Here is a 26,386-nt window from a genome sequence, read left to right on the forward strand (position 1 = left end):
GTGTGGGCACGGGCGGCGCGGGTCAGGAGGCGATCGTCGCGGCCGCGTCGAGCGTCGCGATGCCCACCYGGAGCTGCGTCGCACGCGGGTCCGCCAGATCCTCGAAGATGCGCAGCGCCTCGGTCCAGGAGCGCCGCGCGGCGGCCGGGTCCGGGACCTTCAGGTAGCTGTGCCCGAGGAGGGTCAGGGCACGGGCGCTGGTGTGCCGGTCCCGGATCCCATGGGTGAGCGCCAGCGTCCGGCGGCACACCAGGGCGGCGCTGGCGTGGTCGCCACGGGCCAGATGGTCCTCGGCGAGGCCGAGGTGCGCCAGCCCCAGGCCCCACTCGTCGCCGAGGTCGCCCAGGATCGCGGCTCCATGGCGGTGACAGGCGATCGCCTGGTCCAGGTCGCCGAGGTTGCGGTGGGCACGGCCGAGCTCGATCTGCGTCAGGGCGAAACCCCAGGAGTTTCCCACCTCGCTGAAGATCTTCTGAGCGTTCTGGTGGTCGGCCATCGTCCGCTTCGCGCCGCGCACGTGGGCGAGGCTGAGCAGGCTGACCGCCTCCCCCCACTGGTCCGCGCTGTCCTTGCCCACCGACAGCGCCCGTTCGAGCATCTCCAGCGACCGCCCGTACATGCGGAGGTCGTCGTAGGCCAGCCCGGCGCTCACCAGCAGCGCGGACTCGCCGAACCGGTCCTGTGCCTGCCGCGCCGACGCCAGCCCGATCTCCGCGGTCGTGATCCAGTCCGTCCACCGCTTGCTGACATGGAAGTAGCCGGTGAGCGCGGCGGCCAGGCGCCACGCGAGGGCGTGCTCACCCGCGGTGGCCGCCATGCGCACCGTGGTCATGAGGTTCTCGTGCTCGGTGGCGACCCAGACCGACGCCTGCCGGTAGCTGCCGAACGTCTCCGGTGGGTGTTCGTCCGAGGCCGGGTGCAGACCGGGCCGCCGGCCGTAGGGATGCAGCACGTTCCCGGCCTCGACCGTGCTGCGCAGGTACCACCCGCCCAGACGCCGCAGTACGGCTCCCGGCGCGGCGTCATCGTCCCGGCCTGGCCCACCGGTATCGGTGCGGGTGCCGGCCCTGGTCCGGCCGAACAGTCGGACCATGGCCGGCAGCCTGAACCGGTCCGGCGCGGGGGATTCCGCGAGCTCCTGATCGATGAGGACCGCCAGGTCGCGGCGGACGAGCGCCGGTGGCCGGCGGAGCACCGCGCAGACTGCCGCCAGTGGTAGATCGGCGCCGCTCCAGCCGCTGAGCAGACGCAGTGCCCGGGCCGGATCGGGGTCGGTGCCCGTCTGCGGCGGGGGCAGGCTTTCGTACCTGCGTGCGAGAGCCTGGTGAACGGCGGCGGGCGGCGGGGAGAGCGGGCCTGACGGACGCGGGCGGAACTCTCCTGCGGCCGCGGCCGCCACCGTGGTCATGCCTGTTCCGTTCATCATGGCTGTGTCGGTCGCCAGGGCCGGGTCGGTCACCACGGCCGGGGCGGTCACCATCGCGGCGGATGTCGTCATCATGGTCGCGGTCGCCGGTTGTCCGGAGCCACCGGCGACGGCGGTCGACCTGTCCGTACCGGTGGCGGTGGCGGGGTCCGGGAAGAGCAGCTGGTCGTCGGACAGCATGTGCCGCTGCAGCTGCTGCAGCCCGCGGCCGGGATCAACGCCGAGCTCGTCGCGCAGGACCCACCTGACCCGGCGGTAGGCCTCGAACGCCTCGGCCTTGCGACCGCACCGGAACAGGGCGAGGATCAGCATCTCCCAGGGGTGCTCCCGGATGCGGGTCTCCTCGACGAGGCGCCGCAGCTCCGGCAGGGCGCCCTGGTGGTCGCCCAGCATCACCTGGGCGGTCAGCGCCAGTTCCCGCAGCCGCAGCCGGGCCTCGGCCAGGTGCGGTGCCTGCTCCCGTCGCAGCCGTTCCACCGGTATGTCGCAGAACGGGTCTCCGCGCCACAGAGCGAGGGCGTCCCGTGCGTCACAGGCGGCGCGGGCCCAGTCGCCCCGGGCCGCCGCCTCCTGCGCCCGTCCGGCGAGGTCCGACTGGATGACCAGATCGACCTCGAACCTGTTCCGTGGCTCGATCACGTAGCCCGGAGAGCGGGTGATGATGCGTCCGCCCAGCACAGGCCCGAGTAAGCGGCGCAGCCGGCTGACATAGTTCTCCAGCGTCTTCGTCGCGGACGGCGGCGGCGAGCTGTCCCAGAGCAGATCCGAGAGCCGGTCGGCCGAGACCACGGTGCCGGCGTCGACCAGCAGGGTGGCGAGGACACCGCGCTGCTTCGGAGCGGAGACCGGAACCGCCCGGCCGAGGTCGTCCCGGACCTCGAGCGGGCCGAGCAGTGCGAACCGGGGACTCCCACCTGTCGGCGTGCTTCCGGCTGTCATCTTCCGTCCTCCAGGACTGTCGGCGATCTGACCGGCTCCGAACGGGGACCCAGCCGTCAGCACGGCAGGGCCTGCCAGGTCCCCGTCGCGCCTTGCGGATCGAGGGCGACGACCGGCCGGTGGGCCGGGCCGCCGCGTGCGCGCTCGGCCCAGCTCGCCAGGTCGAGGGCGAAGGACGGATCTCCCACGGCGGCGATCCGGCGGCTTGCGGCGTCCAGAAGGCCTGCCCAGGCGGGGTCTGCCGCCTGCGCCCGGTCCGCTCGCTCACCGAGGGCGGCGGGACAGGCGGCGGCGGCCGGCGCGGCGCGCAGGCAGTGCGCCTCCAGCATCAGGCGCAGGCCGACCAGTGGGTCAGCGGAAGCGGAGAGGATGTCACCGGCCAGCCGGCCCAGCATCGTCGCGCAGGCCCCGGCCGCGGCGGGGGTGGGCCCGTTCGGCCGGGCCCGGGCCGCGGTGATCCTGCCGTGCCAGGTCGGGTCCGTCGACCAGCCGGGTGGTGCGCCGTCGGTATCAGGAGCGGCCAGCGCCTGCAGCAGGGACGAGGTGGTCCCGGGGTCGCCTCCGCGGCGTTCTGCCACTCGTAGCGCGCCGCGCAGGCCGAGGGCGAGATCCGGGGGGAGCGGCGAGGAGATCCGCTGTTCCAGGAGCGTTGACGTGGGTGGTGCGCCGAGATGCGCGGCCGCGGCCGCCAGCCGGCGCGCGCGGTCGGCCTGCCCGGGGCCGCGAGCCTGCCGGATGACCGCGGCGACGCGGCACGCACGCGCGAGATAGCCCGGATGCGGCGAGCCTGGCCGGTCGGTCGGGAACGTGCCGGCGGGGTGCGCGCCGGCCGGTGGTGCGACGGCCGGCCCCAGCAGGGCCCGGACGGCGCGTTCCGAGGCCACGAGGGCCAGGTCCGGATCGCCGAAGGCGGCCAGGACGTCGCCGCAGAGCGCGAGGACGCGAGCGGAGCCGGGATCGTCCCGCCCGTCTGGGCGGCCCAGCGGGTCGGAAGCCGCGCGCAGGCCGAGCAGAGCCGCCTGCGCGTCCACCAGCGCGGAGGCACCGTGCCCCTGCGTGGCGCGCACGACAGCCCGCCGGGCCCGCACGTCTGCCAGCGGCCCGGCCGCCGCGGGTGTCCGGCGGACGAGTACCGCGTAGAGCTGCTCGCTCGCGTCCAACGCGCGGACCGCGGCGCCCGGATCGCCGGCCCTGTACCGCAACGCCGCCAGGTCGTATTGAACGCCACCGAGCATCCATGTCCGCTGCGGATCGGCCGGCGATTCCGCGTGAACTCCCGCGATAAGCAGCACGGCGCGGGATTGGAGTTCCGCGGCCCGCCGCATGTCACCTGCACGGCCGGCGCGCCGGGCATCCAGGAGCAGCTCCGCGAACCGCATCCGCGGAGCCGGCCATTTTCGTTGTCGTCGCCGTGAGGAAAGAGCCTGCTCTGCGCTCCGGCGGGCCGGTTGGCGATCCGCGGTACCACCGAATCCCGCGGTGGTCTGGATTGTTGTCGCGCGATTTCCCCTCCACGACACGGCCGAATCCGTCCCTTCCGCGTTGGGCCGTGCGGCGTCCGGCCGTCGGGACGGCCTTTCCTGCCCGCATTTCGGCCATGCCGACCGTCGGATCGTGCTAATTGGACGTGAATCAGTCCTTTGTTCGCCAGTCCGACTAGGAGTTTGAATTGTCCCCGCAGCTCTGTCAATCGTCTACCGGCTTGCGTTGAGGCGAATATCTGCGCTCCGGCGCACGTTGTTCATCTGTTTCGGTTTCTGGTACTTCCGGTCGATGTCCACGCCGGGAAACGAGTCCTCCGCCGCCGACCCCGGGGGATCCCTGCCGGTATCCCGCCGCAGGTCAGGGCTCAGGCAGGAACCTCCGCCCCGGCGGAGTGCCCCGGGCAGGTGCCGGCCGGCCCGGTCCGCACGTCGGGGGCCCGCCGGTCCAGGTCCAGCAGCGTGGCGAGGGCCTCCCTGGCAAGGCCGCCCAGCCGCCCGGCGTTCCCGTCGGCGGCGGCCAGCGCGGTGTCGAGCAGTGTCAGGTCCTTGGTGAGCAGGGCGGCGAGCGCGGGCAGGGACGGTCCGCTGCCGGGGACGCCGAGCGGCTGGTCTCCCGGGGGCAGCGGGCTGGCGGCTGCGCTGCACGTCCGGAGAGCCACCCGCACCCGGTCCGGGTCCAGGCCCAGCCGGACCGCCTCCCGCAGCGCCTCGACCGCCGCGCCGCGGTGCGCGAGGAACACGGCGTTGTTCAGCAGTTTCACGAGCTGCGCGCTGCCCACCTCGCCGATGTGCAGCACGGTGTGCGCGAACAGGTCGAACACCGGCGTGCATCGCCGCAGCTCAGGCTGGCCGCCGCCGACCATCACCGTCAGCGCGCGGCCCCGGGCGTCACGGATCCCGTTGCTGACCGGCGCGTCGACCAGCGCGAGGCCCCGCTCGCGGGCCCGCGTGGCCAGCTCGACGCACACCTCGGGTGAGCAGGTGCTGTGGACGACGATCAGGCCGCCGTGGCGCATCGTCTCCAGTAACCCACCCGGCCCGGCGACCACGGCGCGGACGTCGTCGTCGGCGAAGACGCAGACCGAGACGACGGTGGCGTGCCGGCCCAGGTCGGCCAGGGTCGGCGCCACCGTGACTCCGCTGGAGCGGACCTGTTCGACCCGGTCGGCCCGCAGGTCGAACACGGTTGGCCGCACCCCGCCCACCGCGCAGAGCCGGACGATCTCGGCTCCCTGGCTCCCGAGGCCGACGAATCCGTAGGCCTCGGCAGCCGGCATGCCATCTCCCTGCGCGTCGACGCCGTGCGCGCTGGGCCGAGCGTCGCTCTGGACATGGCGCGGAGCGCTCTGGACATCGCGCGGAGCGACGCTCCGAGCATCGGCCGGAGCGTCGCTCCGGGAGGTGGCGGTGTGCGCGGCGTGCATCGTGGGGTCTCCTCGGTGTGGGCGGGCGCTGGCTGCCCTGGGCGGCCAACAGGGCGGAGCGGGACGGGCCTGGCGTGGCGTGCCGGCCAGGGCGTGGCGTGCCGGTCAGCGCGGCGGGAGCGGGCGTGACCCGTCCCGCAGGACGGCCGCAGCCGGGGCGGGCACCCGGCTCTCGACCTCGGTGAGCAGATCCCGCAGGTCGGCGGCGGACAGGTCCGCCGAGTCGAGGGCCGAGCGGACATGGTGGCGCAACGGGTGGACGGCCCCGGTGGCCGCGCAGACGATGATCGCGACGATGCGGCGTTCGCGCGTCGTGAGGCCCGGCCGGCGCCACACATGCCCGAAGACGAAGCCGAGCATGCCGGCCTCGACGAAGGGACTGCCCCGGGGTGGCGCCTCGCTGCGGTTCAGGGCACGGAACGCCTCCTCGCCGGCCCGCAGCCGCTCATCGCGGCTTTCCCGGTCGAGGGAGGTGGCGGCCGGCGCCGGCCAGGAAGCGGGATCCGTGCCCGTGTCGCGGCAGTGCAGCGCCCACTGGCACCGCACGACCCCCTCGAGCTCGGACCCCCGCGGCCAGCCGGCATAGACGGCGTACTGCAGGACGAACTCCAGCAGATCGCCGAGACCGCTCTCGTCCCGACCGAGGATCTGCCGCACCCGTGCGGCGAGCGCCTCGGTCGGACCGGACCACGCCAGGCTGGCAAGCTGCGCCCAGTCGCGGTCCCGGCTCCCGAGCCCGGTGTGCCCGGTGTGCCCGGTGTGCCCGGTGTGCGTGACGGTCACCGCCGCCACCTCCTCTCGACGGGGGGCACCTAGACCGACCTGCTGGCGACCAGCGGCGCGGGAGCTGCCCGCAGCGCGACCGGACGGTTGGCCTCCGGCACGGGCAGCGGTTCCGTCCGCTCGCGGAACACGCGCTTGAGCGTCTTGCCGGTGACGCCGACGGGGAACTCGCTCCACGGCAGGATCTCAACGGCGACCAGCTGCTCCTCGGGGGCCAGCAGCGCGTTCAGCTCGTCGCGCAGCCGTGCCGCACCGATCCCGGACCCGGGCCGCAGAGCCACCGCGGCGGCCGGGCGCTGGGTGCCGTCCGGCTGGCGCGCCCCGTAGACGCAGGTGTCGAACACGGCCGGGTGCCGGTGGACCCGCTCCTCGATCGGCAGGCTGTAGACGTCGCCGCCGCCGGTGCGGATGACGTCGACCTCACGGTCGAGCTGCACCACGTGCCCGCCCGACCAGCGGGCGACGTCCCCGGTGAAGAACCAGCCGTCCCGGACAGCCTCGTAGGTGAGCGAGTGGTTGTTCCAGTAGGCCTCGAAGAGCGTCTTCCCGCGCACTTCCAGACGTCCCACCTGCCCGCGGGAGACCGGCACACCGTCCCGGGCGATCCGCACGCCGGGGCCGAACGGAGCCGAGTGGCGCCGCCCGATCCGGCGGTCGTACCGGCGGGTCAGCCGCGAGTAGTACCGCAGGACGGACGGCGTGCCGACCTCGCTCGACCCCTGCGCGTCGAGGTAGACGGAGCCGCGCAGGGGCAGGCCCAGCCGGCGGAAGGTGCCGCCCACCTGGACACACGGCCGGATCATCGCCTCGTGCGCCGCGTCGGCGGTGCTGGCCCAGAACCGCATGGCCCGCAGGTCGTGCGCCGCCAGCGGCACCTCCCTGAGCTGGGTGTAGGTGATGGGGAAGCCGAAGAAACCGGTGTAGCGGTCGCGGGCCAGCTCCTCGACCACGCCCAAGGCGTCGAAGTCCCGGCCGGTGGCGGCCGTCCAGTGCGCCCGCACGCCCAGCAGCAGCATGCAGTGGAAGGTCAGGATCACCGCCTGATGGTTGTTGGGAACGGCCATGTACCCCCGGTCCCGGCGGGGCGAGATGTGGACATAGCACAGCCATCCCCGCATCGCCCGGGACTGCGGGCCGTTGCGCAGGATGACGGCCTTCGGGAACCCGGTCGTCCCGGACGTGTGCACCAGGTAGAGCGGCTCCCGGGGGCCGCGCCGCACCGCGGGAGCGGGCTCGGTGGCCGTGGCGAGCAGGTCCTCGATCCAGTGGACGGCGGGCGCCGTGCCCCCGTCCGGGGTGCGGCGCAGCGCCCCGTGCAGCTCCCGCACGTCGGACTCGGGGACGTCACCCACCCGCCCGACGAGGACGACGGTGTCCACCCGGCCCGGCGTGCCACCCTCCCGCAGCACCCGCAGCAGCGTGGGGACGTCCGCGAACAGGATCCGGGCGTCGATGTTGACGAGGTAGGGGGCCACCTTGTCCGCGGCGAAGGCGCCGTTCATCGGGCAGGCGACCCCGCCGGCCCGCACCACCCCCAGGTGCAGGAGATGGATGTCGAGGTGGTTCCGCTTGAGCACGGCGACGCGCTGCCCGTGGCGCAGGCCGAGCGCGCGCAGCGCGGCCGCGAGCCGTCCGGCCGTCGCCTGGATGTCGCGCGCCGTCCACCGGTCCGGGCCGGACCCTGCGGCGTCACCGGCGTTACCGGCGCCGGGCAGGGACCACGAGCACGGCTCGTCACTGGTGAACAGGACACGTCCGCGGTGCCGGCGGGCGGCCCGGTCAGGTGTCCGTTCCAGCGACATGGGGCCCAGCGCGAGCCGCAGCCGCCGTGGCAGGGCGACCGACGTGCAGACGAACGCCAGGTAGGCGGCGAGCAGTCCGAGGAGAACGAACAGAGCGATGATCATCGATGCCCCCGGCTCAGGCGACCGGCGCAACGATGCGCTGGTCCGGGAGCGTGGCGGCGATGCCGTCCCACAGCGCCGCGCGGGCCCGCAGACAGCCGTTCACCACGCTCGCGCACTCGCGCCAGCAGTGCGGGTCCTCGCCGGCCAGGGCGACGAGCATCGCCATCGCCATCGGCGTGTGCTGCTCCCCGTCGACGGCGACATGCCGGGCCAGGTAGTCGCGGAAGGTACTGAGCTGCACGTTGCCTTCCAGGACCTGCGAGAACATCTCGGGGATCAGGTCCTCGCGGCCGAACGCGAACGCCGCGGCCAGCGCATGCGTCGGCGCGGTGGTCAGCAGCTCCCAGGTGGCGCGGACGAACGACGCCGCCGGCGCGGGCACCCCCGCGCGGACGACCGCGACGGGCACCGCCGTGCCCACGGCGAGCTCCGCGAGGAACCGTCTGACCGGCCCCGTGTCCGCCCCCGCCTCCTCCATGCCCGCCAGGTAGAGCTCGAAGTGGCTGATGTAGGACTCGCCGTACTCGTCGCTCTCCTCGACGAGGACGATCTCGTTGATCAGGCGTCGGCACTCGCGGTGGGTGGTCGGCACCCACGGCACGTCGACGCAGGTGAGCTCGCGCTGCAGGGTCTTCAGTAACGACATGAAGTCCCAGACCGCGAAGACGTGGCTGGTCATGAAGGCGGTGACGTCGTCCGCCGTCACCAGCCGGCCGTACATGGGATGGGCGAGCACGGTGTTGCGGGCCGCCGCCGTCTCCGCCGTGAGCCAGGCGATCGACGGATGGGTACCGCCCCAGGAATAACGACTCGGCACGTGTCATCAACCCCTTGCGTGAACGATGAGGAAGAACAGGACCGGACCGTGGCGGCGGACCTGTCGGGACGCCGTGGCGCCGGCCCCGTCGCGTCCAGGAGGGGCCGGCCCGGCCGGCTGCCCCGCGCGACGGACCACCGGCGGTGGCCGGTAGCCGGCAGGTTCCCGGCAGTCGGTAGCGCCCCGGTAGCGTTGCGGCAGCAGGCCGCTGCTACCCCGCGGGCGCACCACACAGAGCCAACGTAGGGCCACGCCGTGAGCCTGTGACGCTCCCCGGCGGTACCGCCGCCCGGCCGCCCGGCGGTCCGCGGTTTCAGGACACCCGGGCCGGGTTAGCCGGGCCCGCGCGCCGGGCACGGGTCAGACAGGTCTGACCCCATTGAAGCGGACGAAGGGCGCGGGTGATGATCGACAAGCCCCAGGTGCTGGATGTCGAGAGTGCACACGCGGAGATCTTCTTCCGCTGCCGGCGCTGCCACCACAGCTGGCACCGTTCGTTCACCGTCTCCCGCTGGTTCGAGGACGACGGCGGGTTCATGGAGGTCTACCGCCACCACGGTGTGCCGGTGCTGTCGCCGCGGAGTGGTCTGATCTGCGTCTTCTGCGAGGGGCTTCCGGTCGACTGGGCGGAGACCCCACTGCCGCCGCTGTCGGCGCGTGAGGAGCAGCCGGCCGCGGCCGGCCGGGTGGCGGTATCGCCGGCGGGCCGGACCGTTCCCTGGCCCTCGTGGCGCACCCCGGCGCGGGACGAATGGCCGCCGCGCCGTCCCACCTTCCCGTTCCTGCTCCCGCTGCGGCCGCAGCTCCACCCTCGTACGTTCCACTTCCCGTGATCGGACGGGATGCCGGCACCAGCCGGCCCTGCGGGTGGCTCCGCGGAGCCACCCGCAGGGCGGATCTCAGCTCTCCACGGCGTCGCCGGGCGGAGGGTAGCCCTCGCGATAGCGGCGCCCGTCCGCCGTGTAACGGATCGGCGCGGTGACGGCAGCGGCCCCGTAGCGGCGGCGGTCAGCGCGGTGGTCGCGAGCAACGATGATCATAGGTACGGCGAACATGACGGCGAGCAGGGCGACTGCGACGAGCAGTCGGCCCCATTCGAAGTCCGGGTCCATCTCGACTCCTGGGAGCAGGCCTCGGGACGGGCGCGGCAGGACACGCCTCCGGCGCGCCCCGGTTCAGGTCCTCGAGGCATGGGCGGCTGTCAGCGGCTGGAAGCCGCCGGAGGGCCGCGGGACCCGGGGCCGCCGCCTGCACGGTGCGGGGTGCGCTCGGCTGTGCCGGGTCGGGCCGCCAGCCAGGCGGCGCTCAGAACGAGGATGCACAGGGCCGCGCCCAGCCCGAGCAGCTGATGTTCCGAACGCTGGTGGTGGCTGGTCGCGAGCAGCGGCTGGGCGTCGAGCCACGGGCGCAGGGCGTTCCCGCGCTTCGGCGCTGCCGCGTTGACGGGCTCCGCGACCGTCGCGGTCCGCCGCGAGACGGTGGCGGACCAGGCGGCGGGCGTGAGATCTGCGGACCACTGTTGTGGGGCCAGCTGCCCGTGCCCGCGGGGCAGCGCACCCGGTGCGCCCACCAGCCCCAGCACCGCGACGATGGCCGCGAGAAGCGGCCAGGCGCGCCTGGAGAGGGGGGTTGGCATCACCTAGAGGTTAGCTTCGCCGCTGCCGCCCGCAGCCCGGTCGGCGTGGCCGGGGCGCAGCAACCGGGCCACCGAGCCGTACCACCGGGCGACCTCCGACTCCGCCGGGAAGTACTGGACCAGCCCGTGCGCCGCGCCGGCCCCCGGCGTACCGGGCCTGTCGGTCCCGGACCGTGCGCTGACCGGCTGGTCCTGGGCACGGTCCACAGCGCGCAGGACGGCCTGTGCCTCCCGCTGGGTCAGCCAGACGATCCGGCGGCCACCGGCTCCGGGGTTGGGACGGGGGCGCAGCACAACAGCGGCCTCGGGGGCGAACCCGGTGTCGTCCGCGGTTTCGCCCGGCGCGGATCCGTGGGCCGGGGCGGCCGGAGACCAGCGATCACAGGGGTCGATGGCGATGACCCGGGCGCGGCCACCCGTCGCGCTGATCGGCACGTCCCGGGCGAGGGCGAGCGCGGCGAGGACGGCCTCGGCCTCCTCTCGGCGCACCCATCCCGCGTGGCGGAATCCGCCCGGTAGGTCGATCGTCGGCCCGGGCCCGGGCCCGGGGGCGGGGCCGGGGGCAACCGGCGGGACGGGCCGTTGCCCGGGTACCGCCGGCCTGGCGGTGGCCGGCGCGGTCGACAGTGCCCCGGACGGAGCGGGCGTGCGGACTGGAACCGGCAGGGGCGTCGGCGAGGGAGCCGGAAGGGACGACGGAGAGGGAGCCGGAACAGGCGTGGTCGCCGGTGCAGGGCGGATGCCCATCTGGTCGAGCTGGTGCCAGAGGCCCTCGAGCGTGCGGGTGGGCTGCCGGTAGAACTCGGAACCCCTGATCCGCCAGAAGGTCCAGCCGAGCCGTTCGAGGATCCGCTGGCGGCGCAGGTCGGCCTCCCACTGGTCGGGACCGTGGTAACGGTCGCCGTCGCACTCGACGGCGAGCCGGTTGGACTCGCCTTCGATGACCAGGTCGATCCGGAATCGCCCCACCGGATGCTGCGGACGCACCTGGTAGCCGCGGGCCAGGATCTCGCGCAGGACGGCCCGTTCGAACTCGCTCTCGCACAGGTCGACGAGCCGGGTGACCTCCTGTGCGGCCGGCGCCGCGTACATGTACTCGATCAGCTGGCGGCGGACGTCGTCGTCGCGCAGCGTCTCGGGCGCCACGGTGTGGAACACCCAGAGCTGGTCACGGGCCCGGCTCGCCGCCACGTTCACCCGTTGCATGTCGCGCCGCCGGGTCGCCGCCGAGCGGTTGTCGTCGGCGACGACGGACAGGAAGATCACATCGCGTTCGTCGCCCTGGAACTGGTACGGGTCGCCGACCCGGATCCGGCGCCGGACGTACTCCTCCTCGCCCAGCTTCTCGACCAGGCTGTGCTCGATCAGCCGCGGCTGGCCGGCGCCGAGCAGGGTCACGACTCCGAAGGTCATGCCGTCATAGGCGGGATCGGCGCAGCAGGCGATGATCTGGTCGACGACGGCGCCCGCCTCCACCTCGTTGGCGTCGCCGAAACGGCCCGGCGCCCGGCCCCCGCCCGCGACCCGGACAGGGCGCAGCGCCGGCCCGACCGTGACCTGCGGTGTCTCCCGCAGCGGCAGGATCTGGTGGTCGTAGAACCGGTTCGAGAAGCCGATGATCTCGGGCAGGCAGCGGAAGTGCTCCTTGAGTACCACCGTCCGCGGGAAGACCCGGGCCGCCGTGTCGTAGAGGCTGGCCTCGACGTCCAGCAGCGAGCGGTGGGCGACGTCGGGCAGGTGATCCTCGATCAGGGTGAACACCCGCTCCCGCGGGATGCCGACCGCGGACGGGCTGGTCTGCTGGTCGTCGCCGACGACGACGGCCTTGCGGCCGAGGCTCAGCACGCCGAGCGAGAGCACGTCGCACTGGCTGGACTCGTCGACGATGACGACGTCGAACGGGTCGTTCACCCGAGGATCGAAGCTCTCCATCACCCGGTGGATCGGCATGATCCAGATCGGGACGGCGCCCATCGCCGCGGTCATGTGGGTGCGGGCCTCGGCCCGCCACCGGCCGGCGAACCGGCCCGTTCCCTTGCCGACGCGGCTGAGTGCCTGGACCCATCCGGTGAGTGCCTGGCGCTGTTCCGAGCCGAGGTTGCGGGCGAGCGCGAGTCGGGCCGAGCGGCGGGCCACGTCGAGCACAAGGCGGCGGCCGGCCTCGGTCGAGGCGTCCAGACGTCGTTGCAGGGCCGGGATGTCCGCGCCGGCGTGCAGGTCGGCGAGCCAGGTCTCGGCCTGGCGCCACCGCCACAGCGCCGCCAGCTGTTCGGGATCTCCGCAGATCGCCGGGTCCGCGCCGGTGGACAGCACCCGGGCGGCCCAGCGGGGGGCCGCGACGGCGAGGCGCTCGGCCAGCTCGGCGCGGCGGTCGACGGCGGGCCGCAGCCCCCGTAGCCGGGCGGTGGTGTCGAGCGCACGCGCCCAGCCGGCCAGATCCCGGCGGGAGAGCGTGTCGCCGAGCTCCGACCACAGCGGGCTGGCCGCCGCCGCGGCTCGACCGGCCCGCACCTGTTCGGTGAGCCCGGTGAGTTCCGCCTGCGCCGTCTGCTGGGCGATCCTGGTGCCGGCGAGACCGAGCAGGTCGGCGTGGCGCAGCAGGTCGGCGGAACTCGGACGGGGCGGCACGTCCCGGAACAGGGCGGCCAGCCGGGCCGCGAGCTCCCGGCCGGGGCCCGCCTCCCAGGCCAGTGCGGACGTCATCCGGTCGCTGGCCGCGTCCAGCGCGGGAAGCACGGCGAACGCCGCCTGCGCCGGACCGCCGACACCTGGACCGCCGACTCCCGGACCATCGGTGCCGTAGCCGCCGTAGCCGCCGTAGCCGCCGTAGCCGCCGTAGCCGCCGTAGCCGCCGTGGGTGCCCGGGCCGGGGCTGGGCCCGTCGGTGATGGGAGGGGCGCCAAGCTGGCCGGCCACGTCCGTGTAACGGCCGAGGACGGCGCTGACCCGAAGTCGGCCGGTGATCGCGGCGGCAGCGACGTCCAGGTCTTCGACAGTCCGCGCCGGGTAGCCGTCGATGTGGAGCTGGTCGGCGAAGTCGCGGAGCTCCCGCCCGCCGAAGCGGGGCAGGCCGCGGCCGGCCGCGAAGCGGGCGCGTAGCTCGCCGAGCAGGTCCAGCTGGCCCCGGGGGTCGCCGTCGGGAACGTCGACGCGGTGCCCGAAGAGCGCCCCCCGCAGGGCGTGCAGGTCGGCGACCGCTGCCGCGAGTTCCTGCGCCTGCACCCGCCAGAAGTCGGCCAACCGGGGCGAGGAGGCGCACTGGTCGCGCAGGGTCACCAGCCACGGCTCCTCCAGCGGGCCCAGCGCCGCGGCGCCTGCCAGGACCTCGGCGCGCAGTGCGGCGATTCCGGTGTCGCCGAGCCGGTCGACCGCCGCGGAGGTCAGCCCGGCCCGCTCGCCGTCGGCCACCTCCGCGTCGAGCCGGTCCAGCCGGTCGAACAGGGCCGCCAACGGGCCGGCGCCGGGCAGCGCGGCCGGGTCGGGCAGCGCCTGGCCGGCGGCGGTGGCCTCCGCCTCGGGTATGCCGTGGGCCAGCGCGAACAGCTCGGCGAGCTCGTCGGGCCGCAGCGGCGGCGGAGTGTCGGGGTCGAGCCGGTCCGGGACGGCGCCGAGGGCGGCCTCGTTGGCCGCGAGCCACTCGGAGACACCCGCGGCCCGCACCCGGCCGTGCGGGAGATCGAACTCGTGCTCCTCGCCGCGGAGCAGCTCGACGAGGTCCAGCTCCAGCGCCCTGGTCCGGGATCGCACCGCGTCGAGCTCCGCCGCGAGCCGCTCGACCTGGCGGGCCTCGCGGGCGAGGTCCACGTCGCCGACCGCGGACTGGATCTCCACGACGGACGCCCGCAGCTGCTCGATGTGGGCCTGGCTGGAACCGAGGACCGCCACGGACAGGTGGCGCAACTCGGCGGGAATCTTCTCCTGCAGGACGACCAGGGCCTGCTCGTCCTGCGCGGTGACGAGCACACGGCGCCCGTGCGCCACGAGATGACACACCAGGTTCGCGATGGTGTGGCTCTTCCCGGTGCCCGGTGGGCCCTGCACGGTGACGCCGCGCGCGGTCGCGAGCTGTGCGGCGACCCGTTCCTGGTCGTCGTTGGTCGGCAGCGGCATGAGCAGCCGGGCGCCGGTGGCGGCCCACCCGTCGTCGGCCCCGTCCGGATCGCCGGGGTGTCCCGGCCCCGCTCCGCCCGCGGCCAGGTCGCCGCGGCCGGGCCCGTCCCAGCCGCTGTGGGCCTCGCCGAGGGCCTCCGCCACCAGCGACTCCGTGGCGACGACGGCCGCCACCGCCTCGGGCAGGAAGTCACGCTCGGCCATCGCCTCCCGAAGCTCGCTGTAGAAACGGGCGCCGGTCGTCGGCCGCGGGCGCAGGAACAGTGCCCAGGTGTCGACGACCCGGGCACTGGGCCCGGGCAGCGGCAGATCGGGCCCGTCGAGGACCGCCGCGTCCAGCCCGAGCGGGGCGGCCAGCTGGGCGTGCAGCTGGGCGAGCTCGGCAGGATCCCAGACGTCCGGCGGGCTGGTGCGCAGCCGGTCGCGCAGGGCGGGCAGCTCGCGCAGCTCCGGTGCCTCCAGGCCGCGCACCGGGTCGGTCTCCACCGAGGTGGTGCCGTCGACCAGCACCCGGATGACGCCGTCGTCCTGGTCGACGTCCAGCCGGACCGGGGTGATCAGCAGGGGGTGTTCGACGATGACCTGCTCGCCCCCGGCGGCGGCGACCCGCCAGCTGAGCAGCGAATGGCCCCACACGAGCTGCAGGCCGGTGGTGTCGTGGCTGTGGCGCAGCCGCAGGTCGAACAGCCGCTCGTAGAGACCACGCGCGGCATACGCGGCGCGGGCGGCGGGCGCCCAGGGCTGCCACGCCTCCCGGAGCCAGCGGTCGTGGGCCCGGGTGACGGCCTCCGGATCGTCCCCGCGCTGCGCGGCCCGCTCGCGCAGGTCGGCGGGAAGGGCAGGCGGCAGGTCGGGCCGGACGTCCACTCCGCCCAGGTAGGCGTACAGCGCGCGGGGGACCCGCGGCGGTACGGGAGCCGGGACCTTGCCCACCTCCAGCCAGCTCTCCCGCGTCTGCCCGGGACCCAGCTTCACCTGGGGATGGGACGGCACGTCACGGGGCAGCACCGGCGCCGGGTCGTACTCGGCCAGCCGGCGCCGCGGGGCGCCGCGCAGATCGGTGGCGAGGGCGGCCAGGTAGTCCAGCAGACGCAGGGACCGGCTTTTGACCTGGTCGAGGGCGGGCATCGGCTCCTCCGGCAAGTGGGTCAGGTGGCGCGGAGCTCCCGCCGGCCACAAAAGGGCGGGCTGGCGGGACACCGCGACGATACGGCTCCGGTCGGACAGAACCCTCGCGCTCGCCGACCCGGCCGCGCCGCACGCCGCGCTCCGGGCCGCACCCCGCGCCGCCGCACCCCGCGCCGCCGCACCAGGTGCGCCGCGGCGACCTGCCCGCATATGCTCCGCAGGTGTACGCCCGTCCGCTCTGCCCGTCCGCCGCGCGATGACCGGCTATCTGCGGGACGCCGACGAGATCTACCGCGAGTCGTTCGCGACGATCCGCGCCGAGGCGGACCTGCGCAGCCTGCCTGCGGGCATCGCCCGGGTGGCCGTGCGCATGATCCATGCCTGTGGGATGGTCGATCTCACGGCCGACATCGGCTGCTCCGCGGGTGTCGCCGCCGCCGCGCGGTCGGCGCTTGTCGGCGGCGCACCGGTGCTGTGCGACACCGAGATGGTCGCCGCCGGCGTCATCCGCCGTCGGTTGCCGGCGGGCAACGCCGTGATCTGCACCCTCTCCGACCCGCGGGTGCCCGAGATCGCCCGCCGGGCGGGCACCACCCGCTCCGCGGCCGCGGTCGAGCTGTGGCAGGACCATCTCGGCGGCGCCGTCGTGGTCGTCGGCAACGCGCCGACGGCGCTGTACCGCCTGCTCGAACTGGTCGAAGGCGGTGCGCCCCGGCCCGCGGCGGTCATCGGTGTCCCGGTCGGCTTCGTCGGTGCCGCAGAGTCCAAGGAAGCCCTCGTGAGTTCTCCGAGCGGGCTTGAGTACCTGGTGGTGCGCGGGCGCCGTGGCGGCAGCGCGATCGCCGCCGCCGCGGTGAACGCCCTCGCGCTCGACGCGGACTGACCCACCCGATGGGCGGAGGACCAGCCCGGGAAGCCGCCGGGCAGCAGCCCGGTGAACCGGCGCCCGGCGATCAGGTACCTGGCGATCAGGCGCCTGGCGAACCGGCGCCCGGCGGGGCGCGCCGGCGGCCCGGGCCCGACCGGGGCGGGCTGCGGTACGGCTGGACCACCGGCGCCTGCGCGACCGCCGCGACGACGGCCGCGTACACGGCCCTGCTGACCGGCGACTTCCCCGACCCGGTGACGATCACTCTGCCTGGTGGTGCGCGGCCCRCCTTCGCGCTCGCCCGCGAGGCGCTCCGGCCCGGTTGGGCCACCGCGTCCGTCGTCAAGGACGCCGGGGACGACCCCGACGTCACTCACGGCGCCGTGGTGACCGCCGTGGTGCGGCCCGGTACGCCGGGCAGCGGTGTGGTGTTCCGCGCCGGTGCCGGGGTGGGCACGGTGACCAGACCAGGCCTCCCGCTGGCGGTGGGCGAGCCGGCGATCAACCCCGTTCCGCGGCGGATGATGCGCACCGCCGTCGCGGCGGTGGCCGCGCAGCACCCCGGAGCCGCCGCGCAGCACCCCGGAGCCACAACGCCTTCCAACGACCCGACGACCGGGCTCGGGGCCGAGGTGGATGTCGAGATCGAGATCAGTGTGGACGGCGGGGAGGAGCTCGCGACCCGCACCTGGAACCCTCGGCTGGGCATCCTCGGCGGGCTGTCGATCCTCGGCACGACCGGGATCGTCGTGCCGTACTCCTGCTCGGCCTGGATCGACAGCATCCGGCGTGGCATCGACGTCGCCCGGGCGGCGGGCCACCGGCGGGTGGCCGCGTGCACCGGCAGCACGTCCGAGCAGGTCGCGCGGGACGTGCTCGGGCTCGCCGACGAGGCCATGCTCGACATGGGTGACTTCGCCGGTGCCGTCCTGAAATACCTGCGGCGCCACCCCGTCCCGCAGCTGACAGTCGTGGGCGGGGTCGGCAAGCTGGCGAAGCTCGCCGCGGGCCACCTCGACCTGCACTCGGGCCGTTCCAGCGTCGACCTGGCCGGCCTTGCCGCGCTCGCGCGGGGCGGCGGCGCGGACGCCGACCTCCAGGACCGGGTGCTTCGGGCCAACACTGCGCTCGGCGCGCTGCGGATCTGCCTGGACGACGGCATCGCGCTCGGCGACCTCATCGCCGCCGGCGCGTTGCGCACCGCCCGGGAGGTCCTGCGGGAGGCGCCGGTGGACGTCGACGTCATCGTCATCGACCGGGCCGGCCGTCTGGTGGGCCGGGCGGGGCCCGGCCACCCCGCCGACACACACCACTGATCTCATTGGTCCTACTGGCCGTGGCTGCTGGCCGGAAAGCGGCCCGGTGCGGGAATCCCCACGCCGAGTGCGCCGGAGAATTCGCGCACCGGGCCGCCGACGGCACATTCATGCGGCGATGAGACGCACCGCCGCGACGTGATAGCAGGGCTTTCCATGAATGCCGGCCATGCAGGTGCACTGGCCGGTGGATGCGGTGCGGTAGGTGGTGCCGTGATGGCCGACGGTGAGCCAGACCCGCCGGCCCCGCAGCGGTGCGATGCCGCCGAGCTCGAGCAGTTCGAGGGCATCCTCGACCTGGCGTGGTGTGAAGCCCGGGAGGACGGGAGCTGCCCGGCGGAAGTGCCGGGTGCAGTCGGGGCCGAAGCCGGTGGCGACGCTGGGCGGGCTGGTGAGAGCCCGCCCGCAGCGCAGGCAGAAGGTGGCGGAGGTGGGAACGTCCATATCGGCTCCCCTCAATGTGCAACTATCCAATGATATCCCGCCAGGGGCCGGTCCGGGGGATTTTCGGCGGTCCAGAGAGTGGTATCCGGTGGGAATCCGGGCACGCTGCCCGCGCCTTCCAGGGAAGGCACCCGCGATACCCGGCGGCAACGGATTCCGCCGGCCGGGCGGTGCCTTCGGCCGGTGCTCCGGCCGAAGGAGACGGGACGGGCCGGGGTGGACGGTGCGATCGCGCCACTAGCCTCTGGGCGTCTACGGCGGGCACYGGCCGCTGTGCGGGCTGAGGGAGGACAGGTGGGTGTGCGGTCTGGCGGTGGCGCCGACCAGGTGGTCACCGGAAAGCTGCTGGATCTCGCCGAGCTGCTCGACGACGTCCTCGCCGCCTACGATCTCGGGCCGGCCCCGGTCGTTGTCCTGCACACCATCTCGGAGAACCTGACGTACCGGGTGGAGGACCCGTCCAGCGGGCGCCGGTGGGCCCTGCGGCTGCACCGGCCTGGTTACCACGGCGCCGCCGAGATCGCCGCCGAGCTGGCCTGGGTGGAGGCGCTGCGGGCCGAGGGAGTCGTCAGCACGCCGCCGGTGGTGCGCAACCGGGCCGGATCGGCGCTGACCACCGTCCGGTCGGGCCCGGCGGCCCGGCACGGCGTGCTCTTCGCCTGGGTCGAGGGCACCGCGCCGGAACCCGGCGACGACGCGGCGCTGGTGTCGTCCTTCGGTGTCCTCGGCGACATGGCGGGCCGTCTGCACGGGCATGCGCGGCGCTGGCCGCGGCCGGTCGGCTTCCGCCGGTTCTCCTGGTCCTGGCAGACGACGTTGGGGCCGGCCGGGCGCTGGGGAAGCTGGCGGGCGGGCGTGGCCGCCGCACTGGGTGCCGAGGCGAGGCCGGTCCTGGCGGCGCTGGAGCCGGCGGCGGAGGCGATCGAGCGCCGGCTCGCGGCCTACGGTGAGGGCACCGACCGGGCCGGCCTGATCCATGCGGACATGCGACTGGCCAACCTCCTGATCGGGCCACCGGCGCCCGGCGGCGGCGGTGTGATCCACCTGCTCGACTTCGACGACTGCGGCTTCGGCTGGTTCCTCTACGATCTCGCGGCTGCGCTGTCCTTCATCGAGCACAGCCCGGTGCTACCCGGGCTGGTCGGTGCCTGGCTGGACGCCTACCAGGCCCATCGGCGGCTCGACCCGTCCGATCGGGGGATGGTGCCGACGCTGGTCCTGCTGCGCCGGCTGCTGCTCGTCGGCTGGCTCGGCACCCACCCGCACTCCGACGCTGTGCCCGACCCCGCCGCCTACGCGCGGGACAGCGCGGAGCTGGCCCGGCGCTACCTCGCCGGCGAGTTCCTGCCAGAGCTCGCGTCGGGGCGGCCCTGAGGGGAATGGACCTGATGGAGGAGCAGGTCCCCGGGTCGCCCCGCAGTCGTCCGCGGGCGCTCCGGCGCGTTGGCGGTGACCAGCCGCCCACCGTTCGCGGCGGTTGTCAGCGGATGTCCAGCACATGATGGCCGGGTTGCCCGATCGACGGCGTTCCTGGGGGAGACGTCCGGACCGGTACGCTCGGTCCGGGAAAGCGGGAGGAGCTGGGGCGATCGTGGTCCGATCCAGTCGGGCGTCAGGTGGCCGCGGCGGTGTCGGAATCGGGGGGCCGTGGAAGAGCCGCTGACCATCGAGGGCGCTGAGCTGGAGGTTCGCACCCTCGGTCCGTGCCGGATCGACTCACCCCTGCTGCCGTTGCTGGGGGAGCGCCCGACCACGCAGCACTACATCGACGAGGGCGACAAGGTTCTCCTCGACGACACCCTGACGATGATCTCGTCCCGGAAGGTCCCGCTGGACGAGCTGCCGGGCTTCGARCCGGCCGGCCCACGGCGCAAGATCTACTTCGACCCGTCCAAGACCCGGGTGGGCATCGTGACCTGCGGCGGGCTGTGCCCGGGGCTGAACAACGTGATCCGCGGCCTGGTGCTGGAGCTGACCAACCACTACGGCGTGAACCGGATCTTCGGCTTCCGGCACGGCTACCAGGGCTTCATCGCCAAGTACGGGCACAGCGTCGTCGACCTCACCCCGGAGCGGGTGGCGCACATCGACGAGGACGGCGGCACGATCCTCGGCACCTCGCGCGGCCAGCAGGATCCCGACGAGATCGTCGACTGCCTGTCCCGGATGAACATCAACATCCTGTTCGTGATCGGCGGGGACGGCACGCTGCGCGGCGCGCGCGCGATCTCCCGGGTGGTCACCGAGCGCGGCGAGAAGATCGCCGTCGTCGGTATCCCGAAGACGATCGACAACGACATCCCGTACATCGACCAGAGCTTCGGGTTCCAGACCGCGTTCGCGAAGGCCGCCGAGTCGATCCGGGCGGCGTCCGCGGAGGCGACCTCGGCTCCCGGCGGGGTCGGCATCGTCCGGCTGATGGGCCGGCACTCCGGTTTCATCGCCTGCTACGCGACGCTCGCCAAGAGCGACGCCGACGTCGTCCTCATCCCCGAGCTGCCGTTCACCCTGGAGGGGGAGCGGGGCCTGCTCACCTACCTGCGCCATCGGGTCGAGAAGCGGGGCCACGYGGTGGTCGTCGTCGCGGAGGGCGCGGGGCAGGACCTGGTCACCGGCCTGCCCGAGTCCTTGGACGCCTCCGGCAACCGCAAGCTCTTCGACATCGGCCCGGAGCTGTCGCGGCGCATCACGGACCACTTCGCCGAGCACGGCACCGAGCTGAACCTCAAGTACATCGACCCCAGCTACCACATCCGCAGCGTGCAGGCGAATCCGTACGACAACGTCTACACGATCCGGCTGGCGCACGCGGCCGTGCACGCGGCGATGTCCGGGCGCACGGAGATGGTCGTCGGGCGCTGGCGGCGCCGGTTCATCCACATGCCGATCGCGCTCGCCGTCAGCCACCGCAACCAGGTCGACCCCGCCGGCGACCTGTGGATGTCGGTGCTGGAGGCGACTGGTCAGCCGTACCGCTTCGGCTGACCGGCCGGCCCCCGCCCCTCACGGGCACTACGCGCCCTCGGGCCGGCCCTCGCCGGGCCGCGCGGTGAGGCTCACCCGCAGGACCTCGTCCAGGCCGCCCGGTGTACCGTCCGGCTCGGTCTTCTCCAGGACCATGGACGCCGCCCGCCCGTCGAGGATCAGGGTGGCGAGCTGACTGTCGAACCACGGCCCGTGCGGGATGGACCAGGTGACGGCCATGTCGCGGACACCGACGAGGCGCGCGAGCAGACCGGACACGCCGGCGGGCAGGCCGCGGCGGGACATCGCGTCGACCCGCCGGACGCCCGGCCCCAGCGGATTGCGGAACGGGGAGCACACCGCCTGCCAGACCGGTGCGGAGTTCCGGGCCGTGGTCGCCCGGGCCAGGTAGGCGTGGTGCACATCCCCCGACAGGACCACGACACTGGCGGGCGCGGGGCCGTGCTCCCCGGCGGCGACCGCGTGCAGCAGGTCCGTCATCTGGCCGAAGGACCGGCCGAACGCCGCCCAGTGCTCCAGGTCGACAGCCTGCCGCATGCGCTCGGCCTGGCGGGCGACGACCCGGCCGAACCGGCCGGAGGCCAGCCGTTCACTCACCGTCTCGACGTGGTGGATCGTCGGCGTGAGCAGATATGGCACCGATGTTCCCAGCAGCAGGTGGTCGACCTCCCCCGTCTGGGCGGTCTGTGCTCGGACCCAGGCCCATTCCGCGTCGTGGACCATCGCCCTGGTCCCGTCGGGTGCGACGATCCGGCTCAGACGCGAGTCGATGACGATCAGGCGGGTGCGCCCGAGATCCCACCGGTAGCTCCAGCGGGGCGGGGCGGGCGGCTGTGACCAGTCCGGGGAGCCCTCGGCGGTTGCGGGGGGTGCGCCGGCCCGCGCCGGGCCGGCGGCGAGCGCCCCGAGATCCGGCATCCGGTCGACCCGGCGGGCGAGGTCACGGACGAGGCTCTCACCGTCGGCGGGGCCGTCCGGTGCGGTCACCGCGGCGAAGACCGGGTCGGCGTCCCGGGTCTCCGGGTCGAGGTTGCCCAGGAACTGGTAGAGCCAGTAGGCCATGATTCCGCTGGTGATCCGGGTGTCCCACCAGGGCTGCGCKCGGATCTCCGCTCGCCAGGCCGCCGAGATGTTCCAGTCGTCGCGGACGTCGTGGTCGTCGGCGACCATGGCGGTGGGGATCGTCGAGAGCAGCCACCGGATCTCCGGCTGGGACCAGGCCTCCTGGTAGAGCCACGCGTACTCGGTGAAGTCCGCGATCTCCTCACCCGGCGGCACGGTCACGTCGCGGCGGGTCCGGATCCGCGCGGCCGTCGCCGGGGACACGTGGTCGGCGTAGACCTGGTCGCCGAGCAGGAGCAGCGCGTCCGGCCAGGTCCGCGGCGGCGTCTCGGTCATCCGCAGCGCGAGCGCGTGCAGCGCGTCGGTGCCGAGGCCCTGCGGATCCTCACCGGGGGAGAGGGTGTACGGGCGGGCCTGTGGCGCTGTCACCCGGCACGACCCGAAGACCAGGCGGACGGGTTGCCCGGCCCCGACGGGCCTGAGCAGGCTGGGCGGCTGGCTGCTCCCCGGCTCCGGCCAGACCTGTACCGCACCGGCGTGTGTCTCCGATTCCGTTTCCGCCCCCGATTCCGTCTCCGGTGCCGTGGAGGGCCCGGCCGGGGCAGGCTCCAGTGGGGTGAGCCAGACCTCGTACGGGTAGGTCGTCCCGCCCTCCAGGCCGGAGACCACCACAAGCGCGACATGGTGGCCCGCCACGGTGAAGGTGGGCGCTGCCGCGCGTGGCCCGTTCAGGGCCCGGATCTCGACGGTGCAGGGCTCGTCGGTCTCCACCCACACTGTGGCGCGGCGGTCGTCGGCGTACCGGTGCAGGGGGCCGAGGAGGAGGGTGGTCATGGTCCCTACTTTCGTGCTGCGCCCGCGGGGCCGCCCAGCGGGGGGGGGAGGGTGCCGTGCGCCGGCACCGCCCGGCCAGGCGATGCGCCGGCTCGGTTGGACAGCGCCGAGCGACTACGTGAGGCTACTTAATGTGTCCAGACAGTCACGATCGTGGATGGTTGCTGGCGGCATGCTCGGGCGCCTCGGGCTCGGTGCCGGCCCGATCGACGCCCTCACCCGGGCGGCGCGGGTCGCCGACGCGCGGGTCCTGGCGACGATCGACCGGATGGGTGCGCCCGCCGCCGACGTCCCGGCCGCCGAAGCCGCGACGGGGTCGTACCTCGCCCTGCTCGACCTGGCCGACCGTGCCGGCATCGCCGAGGATCTCGACCTCAGCCTGCGGCTGCCCACGGTCGGTCAGCAGATGCCGCGCAACGGAGGGAAGATCGCCTACGAGAACGCGGCGGAGATCTGCGCGCGGGCCGCGGCGCTCGGCGCGACAGTCACGCTGGCGGCGCCCAGCCCGGCGGCCGTCGACGCCGCGCTGGCGACGCTGGCCGAGCTGCGCCGGGATGTCCCGGCGACCGGGGTGACCCTGTGCGCCGCCCTCCCGCGCACTCCCGCGGACTGCCGGGATCTGGCCCGATCGGGGGCCCGCGTGCGCCTGCGCCCCGGGGCTCCGGGCGGGGCTGGCGGACGGCAGTACGCGGCCTGCGTCGGCATTCTCATGACCGGGTCGGGCTATCCCATGATCGCTACACGGGATCCTCGGCTCCTCGCGCTCACCACCCGGCTGGCGGTGCACGTCGGGCGCCGGCGGGACAGCTTCGAGCTGCAGACCGTGCGCGGCACACCGGGCAGGGTCCACCGCCGGCTGGCCGCGGACGGCTACCGGACCAGGATCCGTGCCGCCTACGGACCCGTGCCGCCGGGCCGGGGCTGACAGGGCCCGGGGGGCCTGCCGGCGCACGGCCTGGCGGCACGGGAGAACCGTCAGCATCGGATGACCGTCGGTGTGGAGGAACCGGGCCGTCCTAGAGGGGGACGGACTCGCCCTCGGTCCGGGTACCCGGGTGCAGCAGTGCCTCGGGGATGGTGGCGGAGACGTGGGCCTGACCGCGTCCGCGGCAGGTCCGGCAACGGCGCCGGTAGGTGGTCCGGCCGCGCCCGTAGAAGGCGCGCCCCTCACCGCGGCACTCCGGACAGGTCCCGACTCCCGGCCGCGACCGGGGAGCGCCGGTCTGCGCGGCGGCGAGCACGCCGGCCGCGAGCGCCACCAGTACCACCAGCGCCACTGCCCAGACCGCACCCCCGAAGCCGCTGACCAGGGCAAGCCCGACCGCCACCACGATGACGAAGACCGCTGTTCCGATGACCGCACGCATGGCGCACCGTCCCTTCATGGTGCCTGGGTGGGAGGTCCGGACCCGCCCGCCGCGGCCCGCGACGCCCACCGCGGCCACAGCTCGTGGTGACCGTTTCGGGGCGGTGAGCCGGATTTGCGGCTGGTTGGTAGTCCGTACTCCGGCTATTCCCGACATCGCATCGTCTACACCCGTTGCGAGGGCGATGTCCGGCGAGCGACACATCGTCGGGTGTCTCACCACCCGCCCGGCCGGACCACGGCCGAGGTCGTTCCGTTCGTGCCGGGCGCTGCCCGGGCCTCCCCCGTCTGGGGGATGATGGTCTTCGCGGATCGTCCTCGCGGACACCGCGACTCCTCGTCCTCGGCCCCGTCGGGAGGTACCCCGCGATGTCCACGCCTGCCCTCATGCGGCTTGAGGCCCGTCTGCTGATCCGGTCCGGTGACAGCGTCCTGCTCGCTCGCCCGTCCGGCGGCGCCTGGCACGAGCTGCCCGGCGGCCCGGTCCCGCCGGGAGAGGACACCGAACGGGCACTGTCCCGTCAGCTGGGGGCCCTGGCCGCCCGGCTCGTCCCCGGGGCGGGCGGCGCCGCCCCCGCGCCGGCGTGGCGCTTCCTGGGCGCCACCGAGCACGCCGGCGACGATCTGGGCACCGCGACGAACCCGGCGGCCGCCGCCCACACCCTGAGCGTTCTGTTCACCGTCGACTGGCCCGCCGGGCATCCCGTGCCGTCCGACTGGCAGGGGCACGATCTGGTTCTGGTCGATGCCGGCCTGCTCGTCGCCACCCGCATCCGGCCGCTGCCGGTCGCCGTGGCGGTGCGCCGGTGGGTCATCGAGGAATGGCCCGTCTGGAGGGGGATGGCCGCGAATGCCGGTGAGGTCGGCCGGCTCGGCCGACGGCTGTCCGTCGCCTCGCTGCGGGCGCAGCTGTCCGCCCGGCGTGAGGATCTGCGCAGCAGCGCGTTCCGGGACGCGGCGGTGGCGATGTGCGCCCTGGTGACCGCCGCCGACGGGAAGATCGACCCGGCGGAGCGGGACGGGCTGCGTGCCTTCGTCGCCAGCGACCCGGTGATGTCGCAGTTCTCGGCCGAGGAGCTGGAGGCGCGCTTCGACGCCCACCTCAGCCGCCTCGTCGAGGACCCGCCCGCCGGCCGCGCGGCGGCGATCGCCGACATCGCCAAGGTCAGGAACCGCCCCACCGAGGCCGCCGCAGTGATCCACCTGGGCGAGGTCATCGGTCGGATCGACGGCGAGTTCGTCCACAGTGAGCAGGCCGTCGTGCTCGATGCGGTGCACGCCCTCGGCCTCGACGCCGCCGAGTTCGCGCTGCCCGCCGTGGGCAACGCGCCCTGACCCGATCGGATCATCCGTCCCCGGCCCGTCCGCCCGCTTCGGATCCCCGCCTTGGAGCATTCATGGTTTCCCTCGCCCCCGTCGAGATCAGCGCCCGGGTGCTGTTCCTCACCCAGGACCGCGTGCTGCTGGCGAACCGCCGCGGCCAGTCGTGGTTCTACCTGCCCGGTGGGAACGTCAGCCCCGGCGAGACCGTCGAGGCCGCGCTGCGCCGGGAGACCCGGGAACAGGCCGGCCTGGATGTGACGGACCTGGAGTTCATCGGCTGCGCCGAACACGTGTACGTCGAGAACGACGTCCGCTACCAGGAGATCAACGTGCTGTTCGCGGCCGACCTGCCGTGGGGCGCGCAGATCGGCAGCTGGGAGTTCGACGTCGACCTGACCGCGGTCGCGCTGGCGAGCCTGCGTGGTCTCGACCTGCGCCCCGTCAGCCTGCGGGCGGTGATCGACGGTTGGCTCGCCCACCGGCGCCCGACCTGGTACGGAGCTCCGGCGCTGACCGGAACCGGCTGAGCCGCAC

20 protein-coding genes are annotated in these 26,386 nt (G+C 74.2%); 8 read left to right on the top strand and 12 right to left on the bottom strand.

All coding sequences use genetic code 11. The features are described from left to right. Positions 1-22: 22 nt before the first annotated feature. The 6 genes from CC117_RS16480 to CC117_RS16505 form a co-directional block, all read right to left on the bottom strand. Positions 23-2,365, bottom strand: a complete 2,343-nt coding sequence (locus CC117_RS16480; RefSeq protein ID WP_071085100.1) for an AfsR/SARP family transcriptional regulator — start codon at positions 2,363-2,365, stop codon at positions 23-25. Between the two features lie 56 nt (positions 2,366-2,421). Continuing rightward, positions 2,422-3,600, bottom strand: coding sequence for a hypothetical protein (locus CC117_RS16485; protein ID WP_131803080.1), 1,179 nt, complete (start codon positions 3,598-3,600; stop codon positions 2,422-2,424). A 614-nt stretch (positions 3,601-4,214) separates the two neighbouring features. Continuing rightward, positions 4,215-5,126 carry an NAD(P)-dependent oxidoreductase gene (locus CC117_RS16490; protein ID WP_241830162.1) on the bottom strand — a complete coding sequence of 304 codons (912 nt, stop codon included), beginning with the start codon at positions 5,124-5,126 and terminating at the stop codon, positions 4,215-4,217. A 252-nt stretch (positions 5,127-5,378) separates the two neighbouring features. Then, complete coding sequence (locus tag CC117_RS16495) at positions 5,379-6,056, bottom strand: carboxymuconolactone decarboxylase family protein (RefSeq protein WP_071085197.1); 678 nt, start codon at positions 6,054-6,056, stop codon at positions 5,379-5,381. 29 nt (positions 6,057-6,085) lie between these two features. Then, positions 6,086-7,963 carry an AMP-binding protein gene (locus tag CC117_RS16500; RefSeq protein WP_071085107.1) on the bottom strand — a complete coding sequence of 626 codons (1,878 nt, stop codon included), beginning with the start codon at positions 7,961-7,963 and terminating at the stop codon, positions 6,086-6,088. A gap of 13 nt (positions 7,964-7,976) precedes the next feature. Further along, positions 7,977-8,780 (bottom strand): DUF3050 domain-containing protein, encoded by an 804-nt coding sequence (locus tag CC117_RS16505; RefSeq protein WP_071085110.1) that lies wholly within the window; start codon positions 8,778-8,780, stop codon positions 7,977-7,979. A gap of 404 nt (positions 8,781-9,184) precedes the next feature. Here CC117_RS16505 and CC117_RS16510 point away from each other — a divergent pair, with 404 nt between their 5' ends. Further along, on the top strand, positions 9,185-9,613 hold the full coding sequence (locus tag CC117_RS16510) for a hypothetical protein (RefSeq protein ID WP_241830163.1): 429 nt from the start codon (positions 9,185-9,187) through the stop codon (positions 9,611-9,613). Positions 9,614-9,679: 66 nt separating this feature from the next. Here the strand turns inward: CC117_RS16510 and CC117_RS16515 are convergent, their stop codons facing one another. The 3 genes from CC117_RS16515 to CC117_RS16525 all read right to left on the bottom strand — a co-directional run bounded on the left by CC117_RS16515 (position 9,680) and on the right by CC117_RS16525 (position 15,654). Next, the gene (locus CC117_RS16515) at positions 9,680-9,892 is read right to left on the bottom strand and encodes a hypothetical protein (RefSeq protein ID WP_071085113.1); all 213 of its coding nucleotides are present in this window, start codon (positions 9,890-9,892) and stop codon (positions 9,680-9,682) included. Between the two features lie 89 nt (positions 9,893-9,981). Beyond that, on the bottom strand, positions 9,982-10,416 hold the full coding sequence (locus CC117_RS16520) for a hypothetical protein (protein ID WP_131803081.1): 435 nt from the start codon (positions 10,414-10,416) through the stop codon (positions 9,982-9,984). A 3-nt stretch (positions 10,417-10,419) separates the two neighbouring features. Then, complete coding sequence (locus tag CC117_RS16525; protein ID WP_071085117.1) at positions 10,420-15,654, bottom strand: AAA domain-containing protein; 5,235 nt, start codon at positions 15,652-15,654, stop codon at positions 10,420-10,422. A gap of 256 nt (positions 15,655-15,910) precedes the next feature. On the opposite strand from CC117_RS16525, the gene CC117_RS16530 reads away from it, so the two are divergent. After that, the gene (locus tag CC117_RS16530) at positions 15,911-16,537 is read left to right on the top strand and encodes a precorrin-8X methylmutase (RefSeq protein ID WP_071085119.1); all 627 of its coding nucleotides are present in this window, start codon (positions 15,911-15,913) and stop codon (positions 16,535-16,537) included. Between the two features lie 8 nt (positions 16,538-16,545). Further along, positions 16,546-17,838, top strand: a complete 1,293-nt coding sequence (locus CC117_RS16535; protein WP_071085121.1) for a cobalt-precorrin-5B (C(1))-methyltransferase — start codon at positions 16,546-16,548, stop codon at positions 17,836-17,838. A 108-nt stretch (positions 17,839-17,946) separates the two neighbouring features. Here the strand turns inward: CC117_RS16535 and CC117_RS16540 are convergent, their stop codons facing one another. Then, a complete protein-coding gene (locus CC117_RS16540; RefSeq protein WP_071085123.1) occupies positions 17,947-18,282 on the bottom strand; it encodes a DUF6011 domain-containing protein in 336 nt (111 codons plus the stop codon). Between the two features lie 300 nt (positions 18,283-18,582). Here CC117_RS16540 and CC117_RS16545 point away from each other — a divergent pair, with 300 nt between their 5' ends. Continuing rightward, on the top strand, positions 18,583-19,656 hold the full coding sequence (locus tag CC117_RS16545; protein ID WP_071085199.1) for a phosphotransferase enzyme family protein: 1,074 nt from the start codon (positions 18,583-18,585) through the stop codon (positions 19,654-19,656). 273 nt (positions 19,657-19,929) lie between these two features. Further along, positions 19,930-21,267, top strand: coding sequence for an ATP-dependent 6-phosphofructokinase (locus CC117_RS16550; protein ID WP_071085125.1), 1,338 nt, complete (start codon positions 19,930-19,932; stop codon positions 21,265-21,267). Positions 21,268-21,294: 27 nt separating this feature from the next. Here CC117_RS16550 and CC117_RS16555 read toward each other — a convergent pair whose 3' ends face one another. Further along, positions 21,295-23,163 (bottom strand): DUF7800 domain-containing protein, encoded by a 1,869-nt coding sequence (locus CC117_RS16555; RefSeq protein ID WP_071085127.1) that lies wholly within the window; start codon positions 23,161-23,163, stop codon positions 21,295-21,297. A gap of 157 nt (positions 23,164-23,320) precedes the next feature. Here CC117_RS16555 and CC117_RS16560 point away from each other — a divergent pair, with 157 nt between their 5' ends. Then, on the top strand, positions 23,321-24,088 hold the full coding sequence (locus CC117_RS16560) for a proline dehydrogenase family protein (protein ID WP_241830164.1): 768 nt from the start codon (positions 23,321-23,323) through the stop codon (positions 24,086-24,088). A 91-nt stretch (positions 24,089-24,179) separates the two neighbouring features. On the opposite strand, the gene CC117_RS16565 is transcribed toward CC117_RS16560, so the two are convergent. Then, on the bottom strand, positions 24,180-24,530 hold the full coding sequence (locus tag CC117_RS16565) for a hypothetical protein (protein ID WP_071085131.1): 351 nt from the start codon (positions 24,528-24,530) through the stop codon (positions 24,180-24,182). A gap of 368 nt (positions 24,531-24,898) precedes the next feature. On the opposite strand from CC117_RS16565, the gene CC117_RS16570 reads away from it, so the two are divergent. Together CC117_RS16570 and CC117_RS16575 are read left to right on the top strand one after the other, a co-directional pair. Continuing rightward, positions 24,899-25,864, top strand: a complete 966-nt coding sequence (locus CC117_RS16570) for a TerB family tellurite resistance protein (protein ID WP_071085133.1) — start codon at positions 24,899-24,901, stop codon at positions 25,862-25,864. Between the two features lie 62 nt (positions 25,865-25,926). Then, positions 25,927-26,379, top strand: a complete 453-nt coding sequence (locus CC117_RS16575; RefSeq protein WP_071085135.1) for an NUDIX domain-containing protein — start codon at positions 25,927-25,929, stop codon at positions 26,377-26,379. Positions 26,380-26,386: the final 7 nt, after the last annotated feature.

Origin of the sequence: Parafrankia colletiae (genome assembly GCF_001854655.1) — a bacterium.
Lineage (GTDB): Bacteria > Actinomycetota > Actinomycetes > Frankiales > Frankiaceae > Parafrankia > Parafrankia colletiae.